Source organism: Streptomyces sp. NPDC058691 (assembly GCF_042714775.1).
Classification (GTDB): Bacteria; Actinomycetota; Actinomycetes; order Streptomycetales; family Streptomycetaceae; genus Actinacidiphila.
Map to the genome: position 1 here is coordinate 27,775 of NZ_JBHXSO010000058.1, position 20,714 is coordinate 48,488.

Annotated in this window: 15 protein-coding genes; 9 read left to right on the forward strand and 6 right to left on the reverse strand. The window is 71.3% G+C overall.

The window, feature by feature from the left end; genetic code table 11:
• Positions 1 to 193: 193 nt before the first annotated feature.
• A complete protein-coding gene (locus ACFWVC_RS31350; protein ID WP_384295140.1) occupies positions 194 to 1,045 on the reverse strand; it encodes a GNAT family N-acetyltransferase in 852 nt (283 codons plus the stop codon).
• 679 nt (positions 1,046 to 1,724) lie between these two features.
• Between ACFWVC_RS31350 and ACFWVC_RS31355 the strand changes: the two genes are divergently transcribed.
• The gene (locus ACFWVC_RS31355; RefSeq protein WP_384295197.1) at positions 1,725 to 2,477 is read left to right on the forward strand and encodes an SGNH/GDSL hydrolase family protein; all 753 of its coding nucleotides are present in this window, start codon (positions 1,725 to 1,727) and stop codon (positions 2,475 to 2,477) included.
• Between the two features lie 109 nt (positions 2,478 to 2,586).
• Here ACFWVC_RS31355 and ACFWVC_RS31360 read toward each other — a convergent pair whose 3' ends face one another.
• Both ACFWVC_RS31360 and ACFWVC_RS31365 read right to left on the reverse strand, forming a co-directional pair.
• Complete coding sequence (locus ACFWVC_RS31360; RefSeq protein WP_384295146.1) at positions 2,587 to 4,680, reverse strand: PhoX family protein; 2,094 nt, start codon at positions 4,678 to 4,680, stop codon at positions 2,587 to 2,589.
• A 175-nt stretch (positions 4,681 to 4,855) separates the two neighbouring features.
• Positions 4,856 to 5,536: an NADPH-dependent F420 reductase gene (locus ACFWVC_RS31365; protein WP_384295151.1), complete on the reverse strand. Its 681-nt coding sequence runs from the start codon at positions 5,534 to 5,536 to the stop codon at positions 4,856 to 4,858.
• 126 nt (positions 5,537 to 5,662) lie between these two features.
• Between ACFWVC_RS31365 and ACFWVC_RS31370 the strand changes: the two genes are divergently transcribed.
• Positions 5,663 to 6,433: an SDR family oxidoreductase gene (locus ACFWVC_RS31370; protein ID WP_384295158.1), complete on the forward strand. Its 771-nt coding sequence runs from the start codon at positions 5,663 to 5,665 to the stop codon at positions 6,431 to 6,433.
• Between the two features lie 48 nt (positions 6,434 to 6,481).
• Positions 6,482 to 7,210 (forward strand): DUF2625 family protein, encoded by a 729-nt coding sequence (locus tag ACFWVC_RS31375; RefSeq protein ID WP_384295164.1) that lies wholly within the window; start codon positions 6,482 to 6,484, stop codon positions 7,208 to 7,210.
• A 26-nt stretch (positions 7,211 to 7,236) separates the two neighbouring features.
• Here the strand turns inward: ACFWVC_RS31375 and ACFWVC_RS31380 are convergent, their stop codons facing one another.
• The 3 genes from ACFWVC_RS31380 to ACFWVC_RS31390 all read right to left on the reverse strand — a co-directional run bounded on the left by ACFWVC_RS31380 (position 7,237) and on the right by ACFWVC_RS31390 (position 11,177).
• Positions 7,237 to 8,730, reverse strand: a complete 1,494-nt coding sequence (locus ACFWVC_RS31380) for a hypothetical protein (protein ID WP_384295169.1) — start codon at positions 8,728 to 8,730, stop codon at positions 7,237 to 7,239.
• A gap of 165 nt (positions 8,731 to 8,895) precedes the next feature.
• On the reverse strand, positions 8,896 to 9,984 hold the full coding sequence (locus ACFWVC_RS31385; RefSeq protein WP_384295172.1) for a mandelate racemase/muconate lactonizing enzyme family protein: 1,089 nt from the start codon (positions 9,982 to 9,984) through the stop codon (positions 8,896 to 8,898).
• 38 nt (positions 9,985 to 10,022) lie between these two features.
• A complete protein-coding gene (locus ACFWVC_RS31390; protein ID WP_384295175.1) occupies positions 10,023 to 11,177 on the reverse strand; it encodes an ROK family protein in 1,155 nt (384 codons plus the stop codon).
• Positions 11,178 to 11,675: 498 nt separating this feature from the next.
• On the opposite strand from ACFWVC_RS31390, the gene ACFWVC_RS31395 reads away from it, so the two are divergent.
• From ACFWVC_RS31395 to ACFWVC_RS31420, 6 genes are all read left to right on the forward strand, one after another.
• Complete coding sequence (locus ACFWVC_RS31395) at positions 11,676 to 13,769, forward strand: fibronectin type III domain-containing protein (protein ID WP_384295178.1); 2,094 nt, start codon at positions 11,676 to 11,678, stop codon at positions 13,767 to 13,769.
• Positions 13,770 to 13,861: 92 nt separating this feature from the next.
• Complete coding sequence (locus ACFWVC_RS31400) at positions 13,862 to 14,920, forward strand: carbohydrate ABC transporter permease (RefSeq protein WP_384295181.1); 1,059 nt, start codon at positions 13,862 to 13,864, stop codon at positions 14,918 to 14,920.
• An 11-nt stretch (positions 14,921 to 14,931) separates the two neighbouring features.
• Positions 14,932 to 15,858 carry a carbohydrate ABC transporter permease gene (locus tag ACFWVC_RS31405; RefSeq protein ID WP_384295183.1) on the forward strand — a complete coding sequence of 309 codons (927 nt, stop codon included), beginning with the start codon at positions 14,932 to 14,934 and terminating at the stop codon, positions 15,856 to 15,858.
• A 29-nt stretch (positions 15,859 to 15,887) separates the two neighbouring features.
• Entirely contained in the window at positions 15,888 to 18,311 is a 2,424-nt protein-coding gene (locus ACFWVC_RS31410) for a glycoside hydrolase N-terminal domain-containing protein (RefSeq protein ID WP_384295186.1), read from the forward strand.
• Complete coding sequence (locus ACFWVC_RS31415; RefSeq protein ID WP_384295188.1) at positions 18,305 to 19,315, forward strand: acetylxylan esterase; 1,011 nt, start codon at positions 18,305 to 18,307, stop codon at positions 19,313 to 19,315. Before ACFWVC_RS31410 ends, ACFWVC_RS31415 begins: the two co-directional genes overlap by 7 nt.
• Positions 19,312 to 20,661, forward strand: coding sequence for an ABC transporter substrate-binding protein (locus ACFWVC_RS31420; RefSeq protein ID WP_384295191.1), 1,350 nt, complete (start codon positions 19,312 to 19,314; stop codon positions 20,659 to 20,661). The genes ACFWVC_RS31415 and ACFWVC_RS31420 overlap by 4 nt, the downstream gene beginning before the upstream one ends.
• The last annotated feature ends 53 nt before the right edge of the window (positions 20,662 to 20,714 follow it).

The following is a 20,714-nucleotide window of genomic DNA, read 5'->3' on the forward strand; positions in this document are numbered from 1 at the left end:
ACGGCGCAGCTCGGTGAGGACCTGCGGTTCGCCGTCCGCCCGGACCCGCAGTCACAGCCTGGTCTGCCAGGGCGCCCGGCTCACCGTCGGGGCGCCGGTGCCCGTCCGCGCCGGTGACACGGTGACGATGCTCGGCGGCGACCGGCCCCCCCGCGGCCTGCGCCGGAGGCGGGCGCGGGGCCGGAAGTCCGGATCAGGCCGCGTCGGGCGAGGGCTGCCAGGTCCAGTTGCGGCGCTCGTAGGCGACCTGGAAGCCCAGCCGGAACATGTTGTGCAGGGAGGGGTTGCGGGTGCCGGGGGTCTCCGTGCCGGTCTCGGCGACGAGGAAGCGGCAGCCGAGGTCCCGCGCGGCCCGGACGCGGGCGGCCAGGAGGGCGGTCTGGCCGCCGCGGTTACGGGCGTGGGGGAGGACCGCGCCGGCGAACATCTGGGCCGTGTCGCCGTGGACGTGCAACGTGCCGGTGCCGACGATCTCCCCGTCCAGCCAGGCGGCGAACGGGTGCCACCCCGGCTGCGTGGCCGTGGACGCGCTCAGTTCGCCGTAGTGCTCCTCCGGCATGCCGAACGCGCGCATCATGACCGAGCCCCACTCCGCGGCGTGGCGGGCCTCCAGCGGGGCGACGGTGATGCCGTCGGGCGGCACGTCCAGCGCGTCGGCGCGGGCGACGAGGTCTTCCGTCGTGCCGACGAGCTTCGCCCAGGACGAGCCGGCGGTGATGCCCTCGCTCTCGCAGATGGCGTCCCAGTCCTCGGGGAGGAAGGCGGGGGCGATCTGGAGGACCGCCTGCGGGGTCCGTTCCGCGCGGTAGAAGTCGCACACCTCCCTGATCAGCTCGGCGGTGACGGCGCCGGTGACGCCCAATCCCAGGGCCTTGCTCCAGAAGCGGGTGGGGTCGTTGCGCATCGACAGCACGACTGCGCCGCCGATCCGCGTGGCGTTCATGCCCAGGGCGGTCCGGACGGACTCGGGGGCGCCGGTCTCGAACCGGAACAGCGCCTCGGCCTCGGACTGCTCGGCGACGGACGGGGGGACCGGGGTGTTCATGGGGCAACCGGCTCTCTCGGGGCTGTGACGTGTAGGGACTGTCGGACGATCCGGGTGGGGCGGGGCCGCGCGACGGACACAAGCAGGACGGTACGGCCGGGGGAAAAGTTCGAACCCGCCTCTATGATCCAGGTCACTCGTCGCGTCGTGATGTGTCGCGTGCACACACCATGACCCACGGAGTCACAGCCCGCCGCCCCGTCGCCGTCCGCCGCACCGTCCTGAACGCCGGAAACCGGGTGGTCTCAGGTTCAGCGTTCACGAGGTGCCGGATATGCCGGATGCCGGCGATATCCCTGGTCGCGGAGTCGGCTCGCCCCCGGGTACGCGGCGACCGCGACGCCGGCGCCGTGTTCCGCCGCTCGCCGCCCTGTCGGGCGGCACACCGTGTGCGTTACTGACACGTCCTCAGTTCGGGGTCCGGATCTGCCGGCCCCACCGTGTGCCCCGGTCCTCGCGGTGCGCTCCGCCGCCGCCTCGCGATGCCGTCGATCCGGAGCGTGACACAGAGGCCAACGCCGACTCCGCGTCCGGCAAACAAATATCTACGCGGGAAGAATTATTGTCATGGACACTTCCCAAGCTGCCGGAACTGGCGCTACTAAGTGGTAGTCAGTTCACCGCTCAGGGAGGTTCCGTGAGACCCACGAAGTCGTTGTCGGCCCTGGCTACCCTGATCATGGCCATGGTGTTCGGCCTGCTCCTGTCGAGTCCGGCACACGCCGCCGGGACTGCCTACGTCGCGCTCGGAGACTCGTACTCCGCGGGCAACGGCGCGGGCAACTACGACAGTGCGAGCGGCAGTTGCCACCGGAGTTTCAGCGCGTACCCGTACCTGTGGAAGAACGCCCACGCCCCGTCCTCGTTCGCCGACACCTCCTGCTCCGGCGCGGTGACCACGGACGTGACCAACAGTCAGCTCGGCCCGCTGAATGCCTCCACCACCCTGGTCTCCCTCACGATCGGCGGCAACGACGCCGGTTTCTCGGACGTCATGACCACCTGTGTGACCGGCTCCGACAGCACCTGCGTCAACCGGGTCAACACGGCGGAGAACTACGCGCGTAACACCCTTCCGGCCCGTCTGGACGCCACCTACAACGCGATCCGTGCCAAGGCCCCCAACGCGAAGGTCGTCGTCCTCGGCTACCCGCGCGTCTACACCCTCAACGTCTTCTGCGTCGGCCTCTCCGACACCAAGCACCGGAAGATCGACGAGGCCGCCGACGTCCTCGACGGCGTCATCGCCGCTCGTGCGGCCGCCCACGGCTTCGTCTTCGGCGACGTCCGCGGCACCTTCAACAACCACGAGCTCTGCTCCGGCGACGACTACCTGCACTCCCTCGTCATCTCGCCGAGCTGGGAGTCCTACCACCCCACCGCCACCGGCCACTCGAGCGGCTACTACCCCGTCCTGAACGCCAACAGCTGACCCTCGCAGCAGCACCGAGCACCGAGCACCGGCACCCGGCCGGGGCCCCGCCCGCGACTTTCCGCGGGCGGGGTCCCGGCCGCACCGGCCGCACCGGCCGCACCGGCTGTCAGGTGCCGATGTCGTGCCCGTCCTTGCGCCACGCCACGACCACGGACGGGCGGGGGATCCCCTTGCCGCCGTCCGGCCAGCGCGAGGAGGGGTTCTGGTACGTGGAACCGTCCGTCTCGCCCGGGTGCTGCACGGCGACGAGGACCCGCTTGTCCTGGATGATCGGGCCGCAGGTCTCGGCACCCTTGGGCACACTCAGGAACTGCCGTACCTGGCCGCGCTTTTCACCCTTCACGGCGACGCCGTACAGGGCGTCGTGGGTGCCGAGGGTGCCGGGTGCTCCGTCGGTGGAGATCCACAGGTTGCCGTGCGGGTCGAAGGCCACGTTGTCGGGGCAGGAGATCGGGCTGACCTGGTCCTTCGGGAAGCCCGCGAAGTACGTGGAGGGGTCGGAGGGGTCGCCGGCGACGAGGAAGAGCCGCCAGGCGAAGCGGTCGGCCGCCGGGTCGTCGAAGAACTCCGCCAGCTCCAGCACGTGCCCGTGCTTGTTGTTGCTCCGCGGGTTGGCCTCGTCGGGACCGGCCGAACCGGCCTTGCCGCGGTTGGTGTTGTTGGTCAGGGCGACGTAGACGCGGCCGGTGCGCGGACTGGGCTCCACGTCCTCGGGGCGGTCCATCTTCGTGGCGCCCGCCTTGTCCGCGGCGATCCGCGTGAACAGGTACACCTCCTCGGCCGTCATGCCCTCGACGAACGAGGTGGTGCCGCTCGCCAGCTTGATCCACTGGCCGGAGCCGTCGAACGCCCCGTCGCCGGGCAGCGCGCCGGTGCCGTCGAACTCCGCGGCCGGGCTGTCGCCGGTGAGCTTGGCGACGTACAGCGTGCCCTCGTCCAGCAGCGACATGTTGTACTCACGCACGGCCCTGCCGGAGCCGTGCCGCATCGCCTTGTCGGCGACGAACTTGTACATGTAGTCGAAGCGTTCGTCGTCGCCCATGTAGACGACCGGGCGGCCGTCCTCGGTCAGGCGGGGCTGGGCGGCCTCGTGCTTGAGGCGGCCGAGCGCGGTGTGCTTGCGCGGGGTGGAGTGCGGGTCGAAGGGGTCCAGCTCCACGACCCAGCCGAAGCGGTTGATCTCGTTGGGCTCCTTGGCCAGGTCGAACCGGTCGTCGTACCGCTCCCACTTGCGCTCGCTGGCCGTGCCGGCGACGCCGTAGCGCTGCAGCCGGGCCGCGGTGACGGGGTCGGTGACGGAGGCCGCGTTGGCGAAGTACTGGTTGAAGTTCTCCTCCCCGGACAGCACGGTGCCCCACGGGGTCGTGCCGCCGGCGCAGTTGTTGAGCGTGCCGAGCACCTTCGTACCGGTGGGGTCCGCCTTGGTCCGCAGCAGCGGGGCGCCGGCGGCGGGGCCCGTCAGCCGGAACGCGGTCGTGGTGTGGACTCGCCGGTTCAGCTCGTGACGGCTGACCGGGTACAGACGACCGGAGTGCCGGTCCTCCTCGACGACCACCACGCTCAGGCCGTGCGCGGCCCAGGCGATCTCGACCTGCTGCCGGGTCGGGTTGGCCGCGTCGTAGCCGGCGAACATCAGGATCTCGTCGGTGTACTCGTGGTTGGCGACGAGGACGTGGCGGTGCCGCTCGCCGGGCAGCTCGAACAGGTGCAGGAAGTCGTTGTTGTAGCCGAACTGCCCCGCCTGCGCCGCGGCGGTCTGGCGCGCCGGGTCGAACGCGGGGGCGCCGCGCAGGATCGGGTCGCCCCAGCGGATGACCACGCTCTGCGCATAGCCCTCGGGGACGACCACGGCGTCGGTGGTGTTCGGCTTGACGGGTACGAAGCGCAGGCCCTTGGCCGCCTCGCGGTCGACGCCGCCGCCGTGCGTGCCGCCGCGCAGTGCCTCGGGCACGGCAGCGGCCACATCGCCGCCGTTCGCCACGACCAGGCCGCCCGCGGTGGCCGCCAGCGTGACCACGGCCCCCGTGCGCAGCATCGTGCGCCGCGAGAGCGCGTCGGCCACGACGTCGCCGAGGTAGGGGTTGTCGCTGGTGTTGGGAGCCTCGTGTGCGCACGCGTTGCCGCACTTGTACTGGCAGGTCAGGGCCGATCTGCCCGCCGCGTGCCGGGTGAGCAGGGGAAGAAGTCTGTGCGGCCGCACGGTGCCTCCATGGTCTTGTCCGAGCAATGGAAATCCCATGGAAAGGTAAAGCCGCGCTCCTGCGGGACGGTGGCGGCAACGTGAACCACGAATGAACCGAAGCGCGTTGGCGCGGTGCGGCGCGGTGCGCGGCGGACGGTGGTCCGCCGCGCAGCCGCGTCGCAACGCGATCAGGTCAGCGGGTGGCCGCGTCGATCAGCGCGCGGATCGTGTCGGCGGAGGCGGGGGTGGCCTGCGCGTTCGCGAAGTCGGCGGAGCCGCCCGCGTACGGCGGACCGTAGACCGGGGTGTCCGGCTGCTGGCGCCAGCTGTCGGCGAGGGTGCCGTAGGCGAGGGCGTCGTAACCGAGCAGGTCGAGAAGCTCGGCGGCGTGCGCGACGGCGGCCGGGTCGTCACCCGCGACGGCCAGCGTGGTGCGGTCCGGCGCGCCCTTCGGCCGGCCGAGCACGGCCAGGTGGCGGAAGAAGATGTTGTTGAAAGCCTTGACCACGTGGGATTCGGGGAGGTGGTTCTGGAGCAGTTGGCTGTCGGTGCTGCTGCCGTCGTCCAGCACGGCGATGTTGCCGTCCCGCTGCGGGTAGTAGTTGCCGGTGTCGATGACCGTCTTCCCGGCCAGCGGCTTCACCGGGACCTGGTCGACGGCCTTGAGCGGGATGGTGACGACGACCCAGTCGCCTGCCGCCGCTGCCTCCTCCGGGGTCGCCGCGCGCGCTCGCGGACCGATCTCGGACACCAGGTCCGCGAGCGTCTCCGGCCCCCGGGAATTGCTGAGGACGACGTCCAGCCCGGCATCCGCCGCGAGCCGTGCCAGTGTGCTTCCGATGTTGCCGCTGCCGATGAGTCCGAGTGTTGCCATGGTGTGACCTCGATCTTCGCAGTCCATTACATCCGTTCCTGGTGCAACGATCGACGCCGGAGGCTTTCTTCCGCCGCTGCGACGCGCCTTGACTTCGAGCGCGCTCCAATCCGTAACGTCTGTGTCATGAGCGAGGAGCGGCGAGACCGCCCGGTGAGGGTGCTGGTGACCGGCGGGACGAGCGGACTGGGGCTGGCCATGGCCTCCGCCCTGGCCGCGGCCGGAGCGACGGTCGCGCTGACCGGTCGCTCCGGCACGCGTGCCGACGAGGTCGCCGGGCAGCTGCCGGGCGCGGTCGGGGTCGAGATGGACGTACGCGACGAGGGCTCCGTGGCCCGGGCGGTCGACCAGGTGTGGTCCCGGCTCGGCGGCATCGACATGCTCGTGAACAACGCCGGAATCGGCATGCGCACGGTCAATCCGCGCTTCATGACGGAGCCCCAGGGCTTCTGGGACGTACCGGCCGACGGCTTCCGCGCCGTGATCGAGACCAATCTCACCGGCTACTTCCTGGTGGCCCGCGAGGTGACGCCACGGATGCTGGCCGCGGGCGGCGGACGCATCGTCAACATCGCGGTGAACCGGTCGACGATGCACCGGACCGGCTTCGTCCCCTACGGGCCCTCGCGGGCAGGCAGCGAGGCGCTGTCCCGGATCATGGCCGCCGACCTGCGCGGCACGGGTGTCACCGTCAACCTCCTCCTGCCGGGCGGCGCGACCGCGACGGGCATGTTGCCCCCGGACGCCGTGCCCGGCAGCATGCCGATCCTGGAACCCGCCGTCATGGGCCCGTCCATCGTCTGGCTGGCCTCCGACGCCGCGGACGGCGTGCACGACGAGCGCATCGTCGCCGTCGACTTCGAGCGGTGGCTCGACGACAGGAACGGCGCACGGTGAACGGCCCCCGGGTCCGGAGACGCGGGGAGGCACTGCGATCATCCTCGAGTGCGTGATCTCGACGAGCTGATCGATGTGGACGATCCGGCGTGGCCGGAACTGCGGGAGATCCTCGCCGCCGCCACCGAGCCGCCCGCGGTGCTTCCCGGCGACGACACCGAAGCCCGCCGCTGCCTGCTGCAGATGCAGGTCACCGCGCGCTCGACGCTCGGCGGGCTGACGCTCAACACCGGGGGCCTGATCCTGGACGGGGGGTGGCTGCGGGTCTTCGGTGGAGGCACGGGGCCGGCGGGCGACGGTCTGCCGAGCATCGGGCAGGTCAACGGTTTCCCCGCCGCCTTCGACCCGGCGTGGCATCCCGCGGCGGGCCTGGTCGTCGGCCATGACGTGCTGGGTGGCGTGTTCGCGCTGAACGGCCACGACCCCGCGGGCCACGGACGCCCCGGCGCCCCGGGCCAAATGAGCTACTTCGCCCCCGACACGCTGGAGTGGGAGGCGATGGACATCGGCCATTCCGGATGGATCTCCTGGATGCTGTCCGGCGGCCTCCACCCCTTCTACGAGCAACTGCGATGGCCCGGCTGGCGCGACGAGGCCGCGGGCCTGTCCTACGCGCAGGGGATCAGCGTGTATCCGTTCCTCTGGTCGAAGGAGGCACGCGCGGATCTCGCCGCGACCAGCCGCCGCCCCGTACCGATGCGCCAGGTCCTCGGCGTGGCCGCTGACTTCGCCCGCCAGATGGGCCCGGCCGACCCGGGTTTCCTCGGCACGGTGTAGCGCCGCGGGGCAGTGCCCTGCCGGGCTCACGGCACCAGGTCCGCCATGGCGTCCGGCGGCAGGGACGGGTTGGCTGCCGCTTCCTGCGCCACCTGCCGGTCGTCGTCGCCGACCAGTTCGATGATCACGGAGGGCGGCAGGCCGGGATGGCCGGCGGCGACCGGTCTTGCCTGCCGGTCGGGCAGGCAGGCCAGCAGCGCCGCGGGCGGGGCGGCGGGGTGCCGGGCGATGGCGCGCAGCGCCTTGCGGACCGGTGGCAGGTGCTGGGCCAGTTCCTCCAACAGGGCCGGTGTCGCGCCGGGATTCGTCGCCACCTTGGCAATCACGGGCACGCCGTGGCGTCCGACCATCGCCCGCAGCCGGTCCTCCGAGAGACCCGGGTGCGGCGCGACGGACTTGACCACTTTGGCGTCGGCGTCGCCTGCCAGGGTGTCTCGCACGGCGTCGGGCAGGTCGCGCCGTTCCGCCACGAGCATCCGGACGACCGGGTTCGGGGACGCCGCCATCTCGTCCACCTCGGCCGGGGAGGCCGAGGCGATGCGCGGCAGCAGCGTCGACCTGATCCGGATGGCGTGGGTGAGGCGGCCGAGGATGTCGAGCGGCAGACGGGGATGGTGCGCGAGCCGGTGCCGGACGTCGTCGTCGGGATCGTCGGCCAGCGAGCGCATCAACGCCTCATCGATCCCGGAATTGTCCGCGAGCTCCTCCCGTACCCGGAGCACGGGGTCCTCGGCCAGACGCGCGTACACCTCGTGCGGCAGGTCCGTGCGGGCGGCCAGTTCCTGGCGCACCAGCACAGAGGGGTGGCCGGTGAAGCGCGCGGCCGCCGCGGGCGGCGTCGCCGGGTTGCGCAGGGCCATCTGCTGGATCGTGCGCAGCGTGGACTCGTGGGAGCCGTCGCAGAGGGCGCCCGGCGGCAGTTCGCAGCCGGACGTCGCACAGTGCGGCTCGCGGTCGCAGACCCGGCAGGAACGGGCCGGGGGCAGCCCCGCGCCGGTGAGCAGAGCCTCCAGCACGCCCGGTGGTGTCGCCTCATTGGCCGCCACCGAACAGCGGACGTCGGCGTGCGGATGCGCCGCGAGCCGGGCGGCGACCTCCGGTGCCGTCGTCCACAGCGCGAGTTCGGCGACGACCTGGACGTCCGGGTCGCCGGCGAGCGCCGCCACGACGTCCGTCGGGAGATCCTGGCAGGCGGCCAGCTTCTCCCGGTACTCCGACCTGGGGTCGGCGGCCAGCGTGCGCGCCCATTCCGGACGGCCCGTGCCTTCGTCCAGCAGGGCGAGGGCCGCGCATGGCTGCGCTGCCGGGTCGATGTCGTCGGCGGTCAGACTGCCTTCGTAGGCGAGCCGGATCGCGGCTCCCTCGAACCGCGCGGCCAGTGCGCGCACCTGAGCGCGGCTCAGGCCGGAGCGGCAGGCAAGGGCCTCCGCGAGGTCGTCGTCCGCACCGGCGATCAGCCGGTCGACCAGCCCGGATGGCAGGGACGGGTTGACGGCCAGGCCGTGCAGCACATGGTCCACGGGGGCACATGCTGCCCGAAGGACTCGCGAACGGCCCCTGAATTATCCGGGCGCCGTCCTCCCCGCGACCGCGGCGCCGGACCTCGGGGGCCGAGGGCCTCTTACGGTGTGAGGCCACGGCGGCGGTGCGCAGACGGAACGGACGTGACGGAACCGATCGGACGTTCAGGCCACCCGCAGGTCGTCGATCGCGTCCTCGTCCCAGTCGATGCCGATGCCGGGGGACTCGGGGGGCACCACGCAGCCGTCCTCGATGGTCAGCGGCGTGCGCGTGATCGCGTCGAGCTGCGGGATGTGCTCGACGTACATGCCCGCGGGCACGGCGCAGGCGAGGCTGGCGTGCAGTTCCATGAGGAAGTGCGGGGCGACCTGGACGTTGAAGGCCTCGGCGGTGTGGGCGGTCTTGAGCCACGGGGTGATGCCGCCGATGCGGGCCACGTCGACCTGGACGATGCCCGCGGCCCCCGCGGCGAGGTACTCGGCGAAGCGGCCGACGCCGTAGATGGACTCGCCGACCGCGACGGGGATCGAGGTCGAGGCCGCGAGCCGGACGTGGCCAGCGAGGTCGTCGGCGGGGAGGGGCTCCTCGAACCAGGCGATGTCGTACGGCTCGTACGCGTGGGCCCGGCGGATGGCCTCGGCGCCGGTCATCGACTGGTTGGCGTCGACCATGAGCACCCAGTCGGGCCCGACCGCCGCGCGGACCGCGGCCAGGCGCTCGGCGTCCTCGCCCGCAGTGGGCTTGCCGACCTTGACCTTGGCGCCGCGCAGGCCGCGCTCCTTGGCCTGCCGGGCGGCGTTCGCCAGTTCGTCCGGGGTCAGGTGGAGCCAGCCGCCCTCGGTGTCGTACAGGGGCAGCCGCTCGTGCGCGCCGCCGGCGAGCCGCCACAGGGGTTCGCCGGCACGCAGGCAGCGCAGGTCCCACAGGGCGGTGTCCACGGCGGCCAGGGCGAGTGAGGTGATCGCGCCGACCGAGGTGGCCCGGGTGACCGAGAGCAGCCGCTGCCACAGCGCCTCGACGTTGCGGGCGTCGGCCCCGAGGAGCAGGCCGGTCAGGTGGTCGCGGAGCAGGGCGAGCACCGAACTGCCGCCCGTGCCGATGGTGTACGTGTAGCCGGTGCCCGTCAGGCCGTCGTCCGTGGTGACGGAGACGAGGATCGTCTCCTGGCGGACGAAGGTCTGCAGGGCGTCGGTGCGCAGGACCTCCGGTTCGAGGAAGACCATCCGGCACTCGACGTCCTTGATCGTGCTCATGAGCGGTGACCACGTGCCTTTCGGGATAGTGAAGGGGGTTACTTCGAGGGGGCGAACACCCGTTGCGCGGCGACCGCCGCACCCCCGCGGGCCCACTCCTCGAAGGGCAGCGGACGGACCTCGATGGCGCAGTCGCCGGCGGCGCCGAACGCGTGGTCGGCGAAGGTCTGCCGCAGCTGGTCGGCGAACAGGTCGTACGAGGCCACGCCCTCACCGGAGATGATGATGCGCTCCGGGCCGATGAGGTTGGCGACCGACGCCATGGCGAGGCCCATCACATGTCCCGCGCGGGAGAAGACGGCGCGGACCGCGGTGTCGTTCGCGTGGGCGAGGCGGACCGCCTCCTCCATGGTCAGTGCGGGGTCCCCGGTGGCCCGGCGGGCCTGCTCGGTGATGGCGTGCGTCGAGGCGACGGTCTCCACACAGCCGGTGTTGCCGCAGGTGCAGGTGCGGTCGGTGCCGCCGACGGGCAGGTGCCCGACCTCGCCCGACACCCCGTGCGCGCCCGACACCACCCGGCCGTTGATGGACAGCCCGCAGCCGATGCCGGCGCCCACGGTGACCAGGGCGAAGGACGACAGCCCGACTCCGGCGCCGAACCACTGCTCGGCGACGGTCAGGGCCCGTACGTCGTTCTCGATCACCGTGGGGATGCCCGTGGCCGACTCCACGAGCTGGGCGAGCGGAACGCGGCGCCAGTTGAGGAACGGCGAGAAGTGCACGATGCCGGTCTGCCCGTCCACGTCCCCGGAGATGGTGACTCCGACGCTGTGGATGGCACCCTCCTCCTCCGAGCCGGAGGCGGCGCGGAGTTCGGTGATGAGCCGGGCGATGGCCAGTACCACCGTCCCTACGTCACGGGAGTCGAGGCCGGCGCGCCGTGAGGCGAGCGGCTGGGCCGTCAGATCGGTGACGACGCCGATGAGTTCGTCGCCGGTCACCTTCACACCGACGAAGCGCGCGCGTTCGGCGTGGACGGCGATCAGTGTCGGCGGGCGGCCGTGGGCGCGTTCCCCCGCCGGCCGGCCGAGTTCGGTGATCCAGCCCTCGGCCAGCAGGGGGGTGGCGGCCTTGGTGACGGCCCCGCCCGACAGCCCCGTGCGCCTGCCGATCTCGGCCCGGGTGAGGGGGCCGTAGGCGAGGAGTGTCTGGAAGACCAGGACAGCCGCGGGGGGCTGGTCGGCGAGGCTCATGGCCGGGACCATACCTTTCCAACGGAAAGTAAGAAAGAGGCTCGACCTCCCTCAGTGATCCCATCTTTTCCGTGATCCACCCCCGAGTTGCTGGGCGCGTCCCGCTGATTGCTGGTGATGGCAGGTCAAGACATCGGATTTCTCCCGCCGAATATGTTGACGCTGGAAGGAAACCCTGGCTACATTCGCCGCACTCCTCGTCGGTGCGGACGAGACGGTCCTCATGGGGAGGAGTGCGATCGGGCCCCGGTCGCAGCACTTCCGGCCTCGGTGGCGTTCCGGGACGACCGCCACCGAGGAAGGTTCAGGGGCACGACAGCCCGCCTGTCATGCACCTCCCGCAACCCCGTCGATATCCCAGCGGACCTCCGAGCGCCGGCCCTGGCCGCGCGCCGCAGCGTTCTGCCGTACCCCGTCGCGCCGAAATGGAGTACTCCCATGGCTCGTCCAGTTGTACGCGCACGTCTGAGATGGCCAAGGCCCCGGACGCGCAGCGGCATGCGCAGGGCCTTCTTCCTCCCCGTCCTCGCGGTGAGCGCACTCGCGGCGCCCCTCGTGGCACCCGCCGTCGCGGCCCCGGCCGACACCCCGGCCAAGGCCCCCGGCAAGGCCCCCACCAAGGCCTTCGCGCGGACCGGCGGCACGAAGGCGGCCCCGGTGCTCGCCGCCAAGCCCTACATGGGCTGGAGCAGCTGGAGCCTGGAGTCCACCAACTTCCCCGGCTACGGAGGTTCCTGGCTCACCGAGTCGCACGTCCTCCAGCAGGCGGACATCCTGGCCTCGAAGCTGAAGTCGCATGGTTACGAGTACGTCAACGTGGACGCCGGCTGGAACGTCAACCCGAACACGCAGAAGAACGTCGTCGACGAGTACGCCCGCCCGGCCGCGGACCCCGTCAAGTTCCCGCACGGCATGAAGTACCTCGGCGACAAGCTGCACGCCAAGGGCCTGAAGTTCGGCATCTACATGGCGGTCGGCCTCTACATCGACGCGTACAACGACGGCAAGAGCCCCATCCTGAACGCGCCGGGGTGCACCACCAAGGACATCGTCTACCCGGACCTGCGCAAGACCAGCGGCTGGGACAACGTCTCCTACCAGCTGAACTTCTCCAGCCCCTGCACCACCAAGTACATCGACTCGATCGCGCAGGAGTACGCCGACTGGGGCGTGGACTTCCTCAAGATCGACGGTGTCGGCCCCGGCTCCAACCAGGGCGACGAGGCGCACGACAACGTCCCCGACATCAAGGCCTGGCACAGCGCGCTGGAGAAGACCGGCCGGCCCATCCAGTTCATCCTGTCCTGGTCGCTCAGCCACGACAAGGCCGACGTCTGGAAGCAGAACTCCAACGGCTGGCGGATCGACACCGACGTCGAGTGCTACTGCGACACCCTGGTGACCTGGAACAACTCCGTCAAGCAGCGCTGGAACGACGTCGTCCCGTGGATCGACGACGCCGGACCGGGCCACTGGAACAACCTCGACTCCCTCGACGTCGGCGCCGGCCCCCTGGACGGCCTCAACGAGGTCGAGCGGCAGAGCCACATGACGTTCTGGGCCATCGAGAGCGCCCCGCTGTACATCGGCGACGACCTCACCCACCTCGACCCGTACGGCCTGTCGCTGCTCACCAACGACGAGGTCATCGCGGTCGACCAGGCCGGCAACCCGGCCCGGCCGGTGAGCCAGGACAGCCCCGAGCAGGTCTGGTACGCCCGCAACGCCGACGGCAGCTACACCGTGGCGCTGTTCAACCTCGGCAAGGGCTACGCCGACGTCACCGCCGACTGGAGCGACCTGGGCGTCAGCGGCAAGGCCGCGGTCCGTGACCTGTGGAGCCACAAGAACCTCGGCAAGGTGAGCGGGAGCTTCACCGACAACCTGCCGCCGCACGGCTCGCGCCTGCTGCGCGTCACCCCGGAGGCCGTCACCGGCAAGCCGGGCGTCCCGCTGGCCGCGCACGCCACCGCCTCGACCGCGACCAGCGTCTCGCTGGCCTGGCTGCCGGTGAACACCGGCACCGCCACCACCGGCTACGACGTCTACGCGAACGGCACCAAGGTCGCCACCGCGAGCGGCACCTCCGCCACCGTGACCGGTCTGAAGGCCGCCACCGGCTACTCGTTCACCGTGCTCGCCCATGACTCCCGCGGCCGTCAGTCCGCGGCGGGCAAGGCCGTCCCGGTGACCACCCCGGCCGCCGAAGGACCCGTGGTCTACGAGGCCGAGGCGTCCGGCAACACCCTCACCGGGAACGCCAGCGTCAACGACTGCTCGGCCTGCTCCGGCGGCAAGAAGGTCGGCAACCTCGGCGGCGGCAACGGCTCGGTGGCGATCAACAACGTCGCGGCGCCGAAGGACGGCACCTACCTGATGAAGCTCGACTACACCGACGGTTCCTCCGGCCGCACGGTGGTCGTCACGGTCAACGGGACGGCGTTCCAGCTCCCGCTGCCCGGCGGCAACGACAACGAGTGGGGCCGGCCGCGGACCGTCACCCTGCCCGTCCGGCTGAAGGCCGGCGCAAATACGGTCACCTTCGGCAACCCGTCCGACTACGTGTCCGACATCGACCGGATCACCCTCTGACCGGCGGCGGACCCCCGCACTGAACCACCGGCCCACCGGGCCGGCGCACCACAGAACCACCCGTTCGACCGACGTACGAAAAGGAGAGTGCCGTGGTGGTCACATCGCAGGGCAACCACACGACGCCGGTGACACCACCGTCCGGCGCAGCCGGCGCGGAGGCCACCACGGCCGCCTCATCCAGCGGGATCCGCCGCATCCGCGAGAACGCCAAGAACCCCAAGAACGGCAAGAACGGCAAGAACCCCAAGAAGCGCGTGGCCGCCACCAGGTCGGCGGCGGCCCGGCGCCGGGACCTGCCGGTCGCCCTGATGCTCATCCTGCCCTCGGTGGTCGGCTTCGCGGTCTTCTACGCCTATCCGACCCTTCGCGGCATCTACCTCGGCTTCACCGACTTCCACGTCCTCACCCCGCCGAACTGGGTCGGACTGGCCAACTTCCGCGAGATGTTCGGCGACGACGTCTTCTGGCACTCGCTCCTGGTCACCGTCTATTTCGTGGTCCTGTCCGTCGTCTTCGGCACCCTGATATCCCTGGTGACGGCGGTGATCCTGCACCGGGTCACCAGCTCCTCGACGCTGCGCGGCGTGATCCTTATGCCGTTCCTGATCTCCAACGTGATCGCCGCGCTGGTCTGGCAGTGGATGCTCGACCCGCACCTCGGGGTCATCAACATCGTGCTGGACCACGTCATCGGGCACTCGATCCTGTTCCTCGGCAGCGGTCCGTGGGCCATCCCCTCGCTCGCCGCGATCAGCGTGTGGAAGTGGATGGGCTACTACGCCCTGCTGATCTTCGCCGGGCTGCAGACCATCCCGTCCACCATCTACGAGGCCGGCCGCGTCGACGGCGCGACCGAGTTCCAGATGTTCCGCCGCCTCACCGTGCCGCTGCTGCGGCCGATCCTGGTGATGGTGGTCGTCCTGACGGTGATCAACGCCTTCCAGGTCTTCGACATCGTGGCGGTCACCACCAAGGGCGGGCCGGCCAACGCCTCGAACGTGCTGCAGATGTACATCTACGACAAGGCCTTCCGGCAGTTCGACTTCGGCTACGCGGCGACGATGTCGCTGGCGCTGTTCGTCCTGCTCATCACGGTCACCTTCACCCAGTTGCGGCTCGCCAGGGCCGACGAATCCGACCTGAACTGACGGAGGTCCCGATGACGGTCGCCCTCGCGCCCCGCACGAAGTCCGTGCGGCGCCCCCGCACCCGGAAGGCCGGCCCCGGCCGGATCCTGGCCTGGACCTACCTCGGAATCATCTCCCTGGTCACGGTCTTCCCCTTCTACTGGATCCTGCGCACCGCGCTGTCCAACAACTACCAGCTGGCCACCAACCCCTCCTCGCCGCTGCCCGTCGGCTTCACCCTCGGCGCCTTCAAGCGGGCCCTCGGCCTGGCCTCCATCGCCGAGGCCCAGGCCCAGGGCGGCTCCGGCGCCTCCCTGGACATCGCGCTCTACCTGCGCAACTCCCTGATCTACGCCTCCGTGCAGACCGCGCTCATCGTGCTGCTCTCCGCCTGCGCGGCCTACGCCTTCTCGCGGCTGCACTGGCGCGGCCGGAACCTGGTGTTCTCGATCCTGATCAGCGCGCTGATGGTGCCGAGCGTCTTCACGCTGCTGCCGAACTTCGTCTTCATCAAGGACCTCGGCCTGACCAACACCTTCGCGGGGCTCATCCTGCCCGGCGGGCTGTTCCAGGCGTTCACCCTGTTCTTCCTGCGGCAGTTCATGCTCGGCCTCAGCAGCGAGATCGAGGAGGCCGCGATCATCGACGGCGCCGGGCCGCTGCGGATCCTGGTGCGGATCGTCCTGCCGATGTCGGCGGCGCCGATCGCCACCGTGTCGCTGCTGATGTTCGTCAACGCCTGGAACGACTACATGTGGCCGCTGCTGGTCACCAACGACGCGAGCGTGCAGCCGCTGACCCTCGCCCTGGGCGTGTTCAAGCAGTCCTCGCCGCAGGCCGCCCCCGACTGGGCCGGGCTGATGGCCGCCGCCCTCATCGCGGCGCTGCCGATGCTGCTGCTCTTCCTGGCCTTCGGCAAGCGGATCGTCAACTCCATCGGCTTCTCCGGCCTCAAGTAACCGCGCACGCGCACCTGGACGGCACCCTCATGAACACCACTGACCTGCTGCTCGGCTGGCCCGCGCCCGCGGCCGCCTGGAACGAGGCCGCTCCGGTCGGCAACGGCCGGCTCGGCGCGATGGTCTTCGGCGGCGCCCACCGCGCCCGTATCCAGATCAACGACTCGACCGTGTGGTCCGGCACCCCCGGCGGACCCGCGAAGGCCCTCGCCGACGTCGTCGCCGCGGGTGCCGGCCCGCAGCGGCTGGCCGAAGTCCGCGCCGCCCTGCGCGCCGGGGACCCGCACCGCGCCGAGGAACTGCTGATGGCCTTCGAAGGGCCGTACAGCCAGGAGTACCTGCCCTACGCCGACCTGTGGCTGACCGTGTCCGGGGGAGAGGACGCCACGTACCGGGGGCGCACCCTCAACCTCGACAACGGCCTTGCCGAGGATGCCTTCGAGCTCGCCTCCGGCACCGTCGTCCACCGCAGGACCTGGGCCGACGCCGGCACGGGGACCGTGTGCACCGACCTGGTCGCGGACGGCGGGAGTCTGGTCCTGCGGCTCGAACTGACCAGCCCCCTGAAGGAAGTGCACCGCGCCACGGACGCGAGCGGCGTCGTCCTCGGCGTGGAGATCCCCGTCGACGGCGCGCCCGCGCACGAACCCGGCGTCCAGGAGCCGCTGCGGTACGCCGGCGGTCCCGTCGACGGCTACGACCCCTTCGGCGCGCTCGCCCTGCGGGTGGACACCGACGGCGAGGTGACCACGGACGCGGGCGGCCTGCTGGTGACCGGCGCGACCCGGGTCCTGGCGGTCGTGGCGAGCTCCACCGTCGCCCTGCGCCACTGGCGCGGCCTGGCCGAACCCGCCGACCGCACAGGCCACCTCGACACCGCCGCCGGCGCCGCCGCCCGGGCCGCCGAACGCGGGGCCGCGGACCTGCTCAAGGCCCACGACAGCGACCTGCGCGGACTCCTCGGCGGCACGGCGCTGCGCATCGGTCCGCGCCGCTCGGGCACCTACGACGTGGCCCGCGACATCCTCGGCGGGAACGACGAACTCCTCACCGCCACCGTGCTGTTCCAGCTCGGCCGCTACCTGCTCGCCTCCGCCTCCCGCCCGCACGCCGGCCCGCCGGCCAACCTCCAGGGCATCTGGAACGCGGACCTGCGCCCGGCCTGGTCGTCGAACTACACGATCAACATCAACACCCAGATGAACTACTGGGGCGCCGAGGCCGCAGGCCTCGGCTCCTGCCACGAACCGCTCTTCGACCTGCTGGACCGCGTAGCCGCCAACGGCAGGGACGTGGCCACGCGGCTCTACGGCGCCGGCGGCTGGGTCGCCCACCACAACACCGACATGTGGGGCTGGGCCCTTCCCGTCGGCATGGGCCACGGCGCCGCGTCCTGGGCGATCTGGCAGATGGGCGGCGCCTGGCTGGTGCAGCACGTCTGGGACCACTACGAGTTCACCCAGGACACCGCCTTCCTGCGCGAGCGGGCCTGGCCCCTGCTCAGCGGCTGCGCGGAGTTCCTGCTCGACTGGCTGGTCGACGACGGCGCCGGCGGGCTCGACACCCTCCCGTCCACGTCGCCCGAGAACCACTTCCTGACCCCCGACGGCTCCCCGGCGTCCGTCACCCGCTCGACCGCGATGGATATGGCCCTGACCCGGGCCGTACTCGAACGCACCCTGCGGGCCGCCGGACTGCTCGGCCTCGACACCCAGCTGACCGGCCGCATCGCCGAGACGCTGCCCAAGCTGCACCCGCCGCGCATCGCCGCCGGCGGCTGGCTCCAGGAGTGGGCCGAGGACCTGCCCGAGCAGGACCCGCACCACCGCCACCTGTCGCAGATGGTCACCGTCCACCCGCTCGGCCAGATCGACCCCGACGCCACCCCCGAACTCGCCGCTGCCGCCACCGCCCTGCTGGACCGGCGCGGACCCGGCGCCATGGGCTGGTCCTGGGCGTGGAAGATGGCCCTGCGCGCCCGGCTGCGCGACGCGGCCACCGCCCGCTCCCTCTTCGACGAGGCGACCCGGCCGCTCGACGGCGACCCGGGCACCGACGCCCCCGTCGACGGCTCGCAGTGGGGCGGACTGCTGCCCAACCTGTTCTCCACCCACCCGCCGTTCCAGATCGACGGCAACTACGGCTTCACCGCCGCGCTCACCGAGATGGTGCTGCAGAGCCACACCGGCACGATCCACCTGCTGCCCGCCCTCCCCGGCGGGTGGCCCGACGGCCAGGCGACGGACCTGCGCTGCCGCGGCGGCCTCGGCGCCGACTTCACCTGGCGCGACGGCGAGCTGACGGCGGTGACGCTCCGCCGGCACGCCGGCGACGACACGGCGCCGGTACGCGTCCGCCACCGCGACCGCACCGTCGAACTGCGCGTCCCCACCGGCACCGCCGTCACCCTCGGCGGCGACCTCGCACCGCTGGGGGAGGTCGCGCCGTGCTGACCGAGCAGGACGTGCCCGAGCTGTGGTCGTACCGCAGCAGCTACCAGGAGCCCGCCGACTTCGACGCCTTCTGGAAGGACACGCTCGACGGTGCCCGGATCCACCCCGCCCGCCTGGAACTGACACCGGTCGACACCGGCCTGGAGGCGGTGGACGTCTTCGACGCCGTCTTCCCCGGCTTCGACGGCCACCCGGTGCGCGGCTGGCTGCGGATGCCCCGGCACCGCGGCGGCCCCCTGCCCGCGGTCGTGCAGTTCCACGGCTACGGGAGCGGGCGCGGCGCCCCCGTCGACGACCTGATGTGGGCCTGCGCCGGCTACGCCCACCTGCTGGTGGACGCCCGCGGCCAGGGCGGCGCCTGGGCGGGCGGCGGCGCCACCGCCGACCCGGTCGGCAGCGGCTCCTCGCACCCCGGCTTCCTCACCCGCGGCATCGAGGACAAGGACACCTACGTCTACCGGCGGGTGTTCACCGACGCCGTGCGCGCCGTCGAGGCCCTGCGCGGCTCGCCGCACGTCGACCCCACCCGGGTCGCCGTCACCGGCCCCAGCCAGGGCGGCGGCATCGCGCTCGCCGTCGCCGGCCTCGTACCGGACCTGACGGCCGCGCAGTTCCAGTCACCGTTCCTCTGCGACATCCGGCAGGCCACCCGCCTCACCGGCGAGCAGCCCTACGCGGAGATCATCGGCTACCTCGCCGCCCGCCGTGACCGGGTCGAGGAGACCTTCCGCACCCTCGGCTACTTCGACGGGCTCGCTTTCGCCCGCCGCGCCACCGCCCCCGCCTGGTTCTCCGCCGGGCTGCGCGACCAGGTCTGCCCGCCCACCACGGCGATCGCCGCCTACCACGCGTACGGCGGTCCCAAGCAGATGCGGCTGTGGGAGTTCAACGGCCACGACGCCGGCGGCTCCGAGGACCTGGCCATCACCCTGAGCGCCTTCCGCGCGCTCCTCAAGACGTCGTCCCACGCTCACCAGGAACCGTCCCGAAAGAAGGAATCATGAGAATACGCAAGGTCGTCGCGCTGGGCGCCACCCTCAGCCTCGCGGCGGTGCTCTCCGCCTGCTCGTCCGGCTCCTCCTCCGCCGGCGGCTCGCAGACCGTCAACTGGTGGACCTGGGACGACAAGCAGGCGGCCGCGTACAAGGTCTGCGCCACGGACTTCGAGAAGGCCAACCCCGGGACGACCGTCAAGATCTCGCAGTACGCCGTCGACGACTACTTCACCAAGCTGACGGCCGGCTTCGTCGCGGGCAACGCCCCCGACGCCTTCCAGAACAGCGTGCAGTTCTTCCAGGCGTACGCCACGCAGCACCAGCTGCTGGCGATGGACGACTTCATCGCCAAGGACAAGTTCGACATGTCCCGGTTCTCCGTGGGCGTGGACGCGTGGAAGTTCACCGACGGCAAGCAGTACGCGCTGCCGCTCGACTGGGCCGCCGCCGCCCTCTACTACGACCAGGACGCCCTGACCAAGGCCGGCTACACCAAGGAGAAGCTCGACTCGCTGAAGTGGAACCCCGACGACGGCGGTGACTTCGGCAAGCTGATCGCCCACCTCACCATCGACGAGAAGGGGCACCGCGGCGACGAGAAGGGCTTCGACAAGGCCCACGTCAAGACGTTCGGCTTCGGACAGATCGCGGCCAAGGACTTCATCGGCCAGACCACCTGGAGCCCGTTCGTCTCCAGCACCGGCTGGCGCCTGGGCGACAAGCAGAGCTGGCCGACGGTGTTCAACTACGGCGACCCGCGCTTCATCAAGACGATGAAGTGGGTGCGCTCCCTCACCGACAAGGGCTTCGCCCCCAAGATCGGCGAGTTCACCTCCAGCGTCAGCGACGTCGACCTGCTCTCCTCCCACAAGGTCGCCCTGGAGATGGGCGGCTCCTGGGAGGCCTCCACCTTCGCGAAGATCCCCGGCATCAAGGCGGGCATCGCGGCGCCCCCGTACGGCCCCGACGGCACGACCCGCGCCGTGATGAGCAACTCCAACGGCAACAACATCTGGGCCGGCACCAAGAACCCCGACCTGGCCTGGAAGTGGGTCTCCTACATGGGCTCCGAGGCCTGCCAGAGCAAGGCCTCGCTCACCGGGACGTTCTTCCCGTCCATCCCGGCCTCCATGGACGCCTCCGCCAAGGCGCTGTCCGCCCAGGGCGTCGACCTGACGGTCTTCACCGACATGCTGAAGAACAAGGTCCTCTACCCCTCGCCGGTCTACGGCAACGGCGCCGCCGTCCAGGACGCGATGAACCCGATCTTCGAGGCGTACTTCGCCGGCCAGAAGGACGACTCCGTTTTCACCGGCATGCAGGAGCAGAGCAAGACGCTGCTCGCGAAAAACTGATCCACTTGCAGTGAACCGCTAAACCGCCGCCCGGACGGGCCCCACTTCGGGGC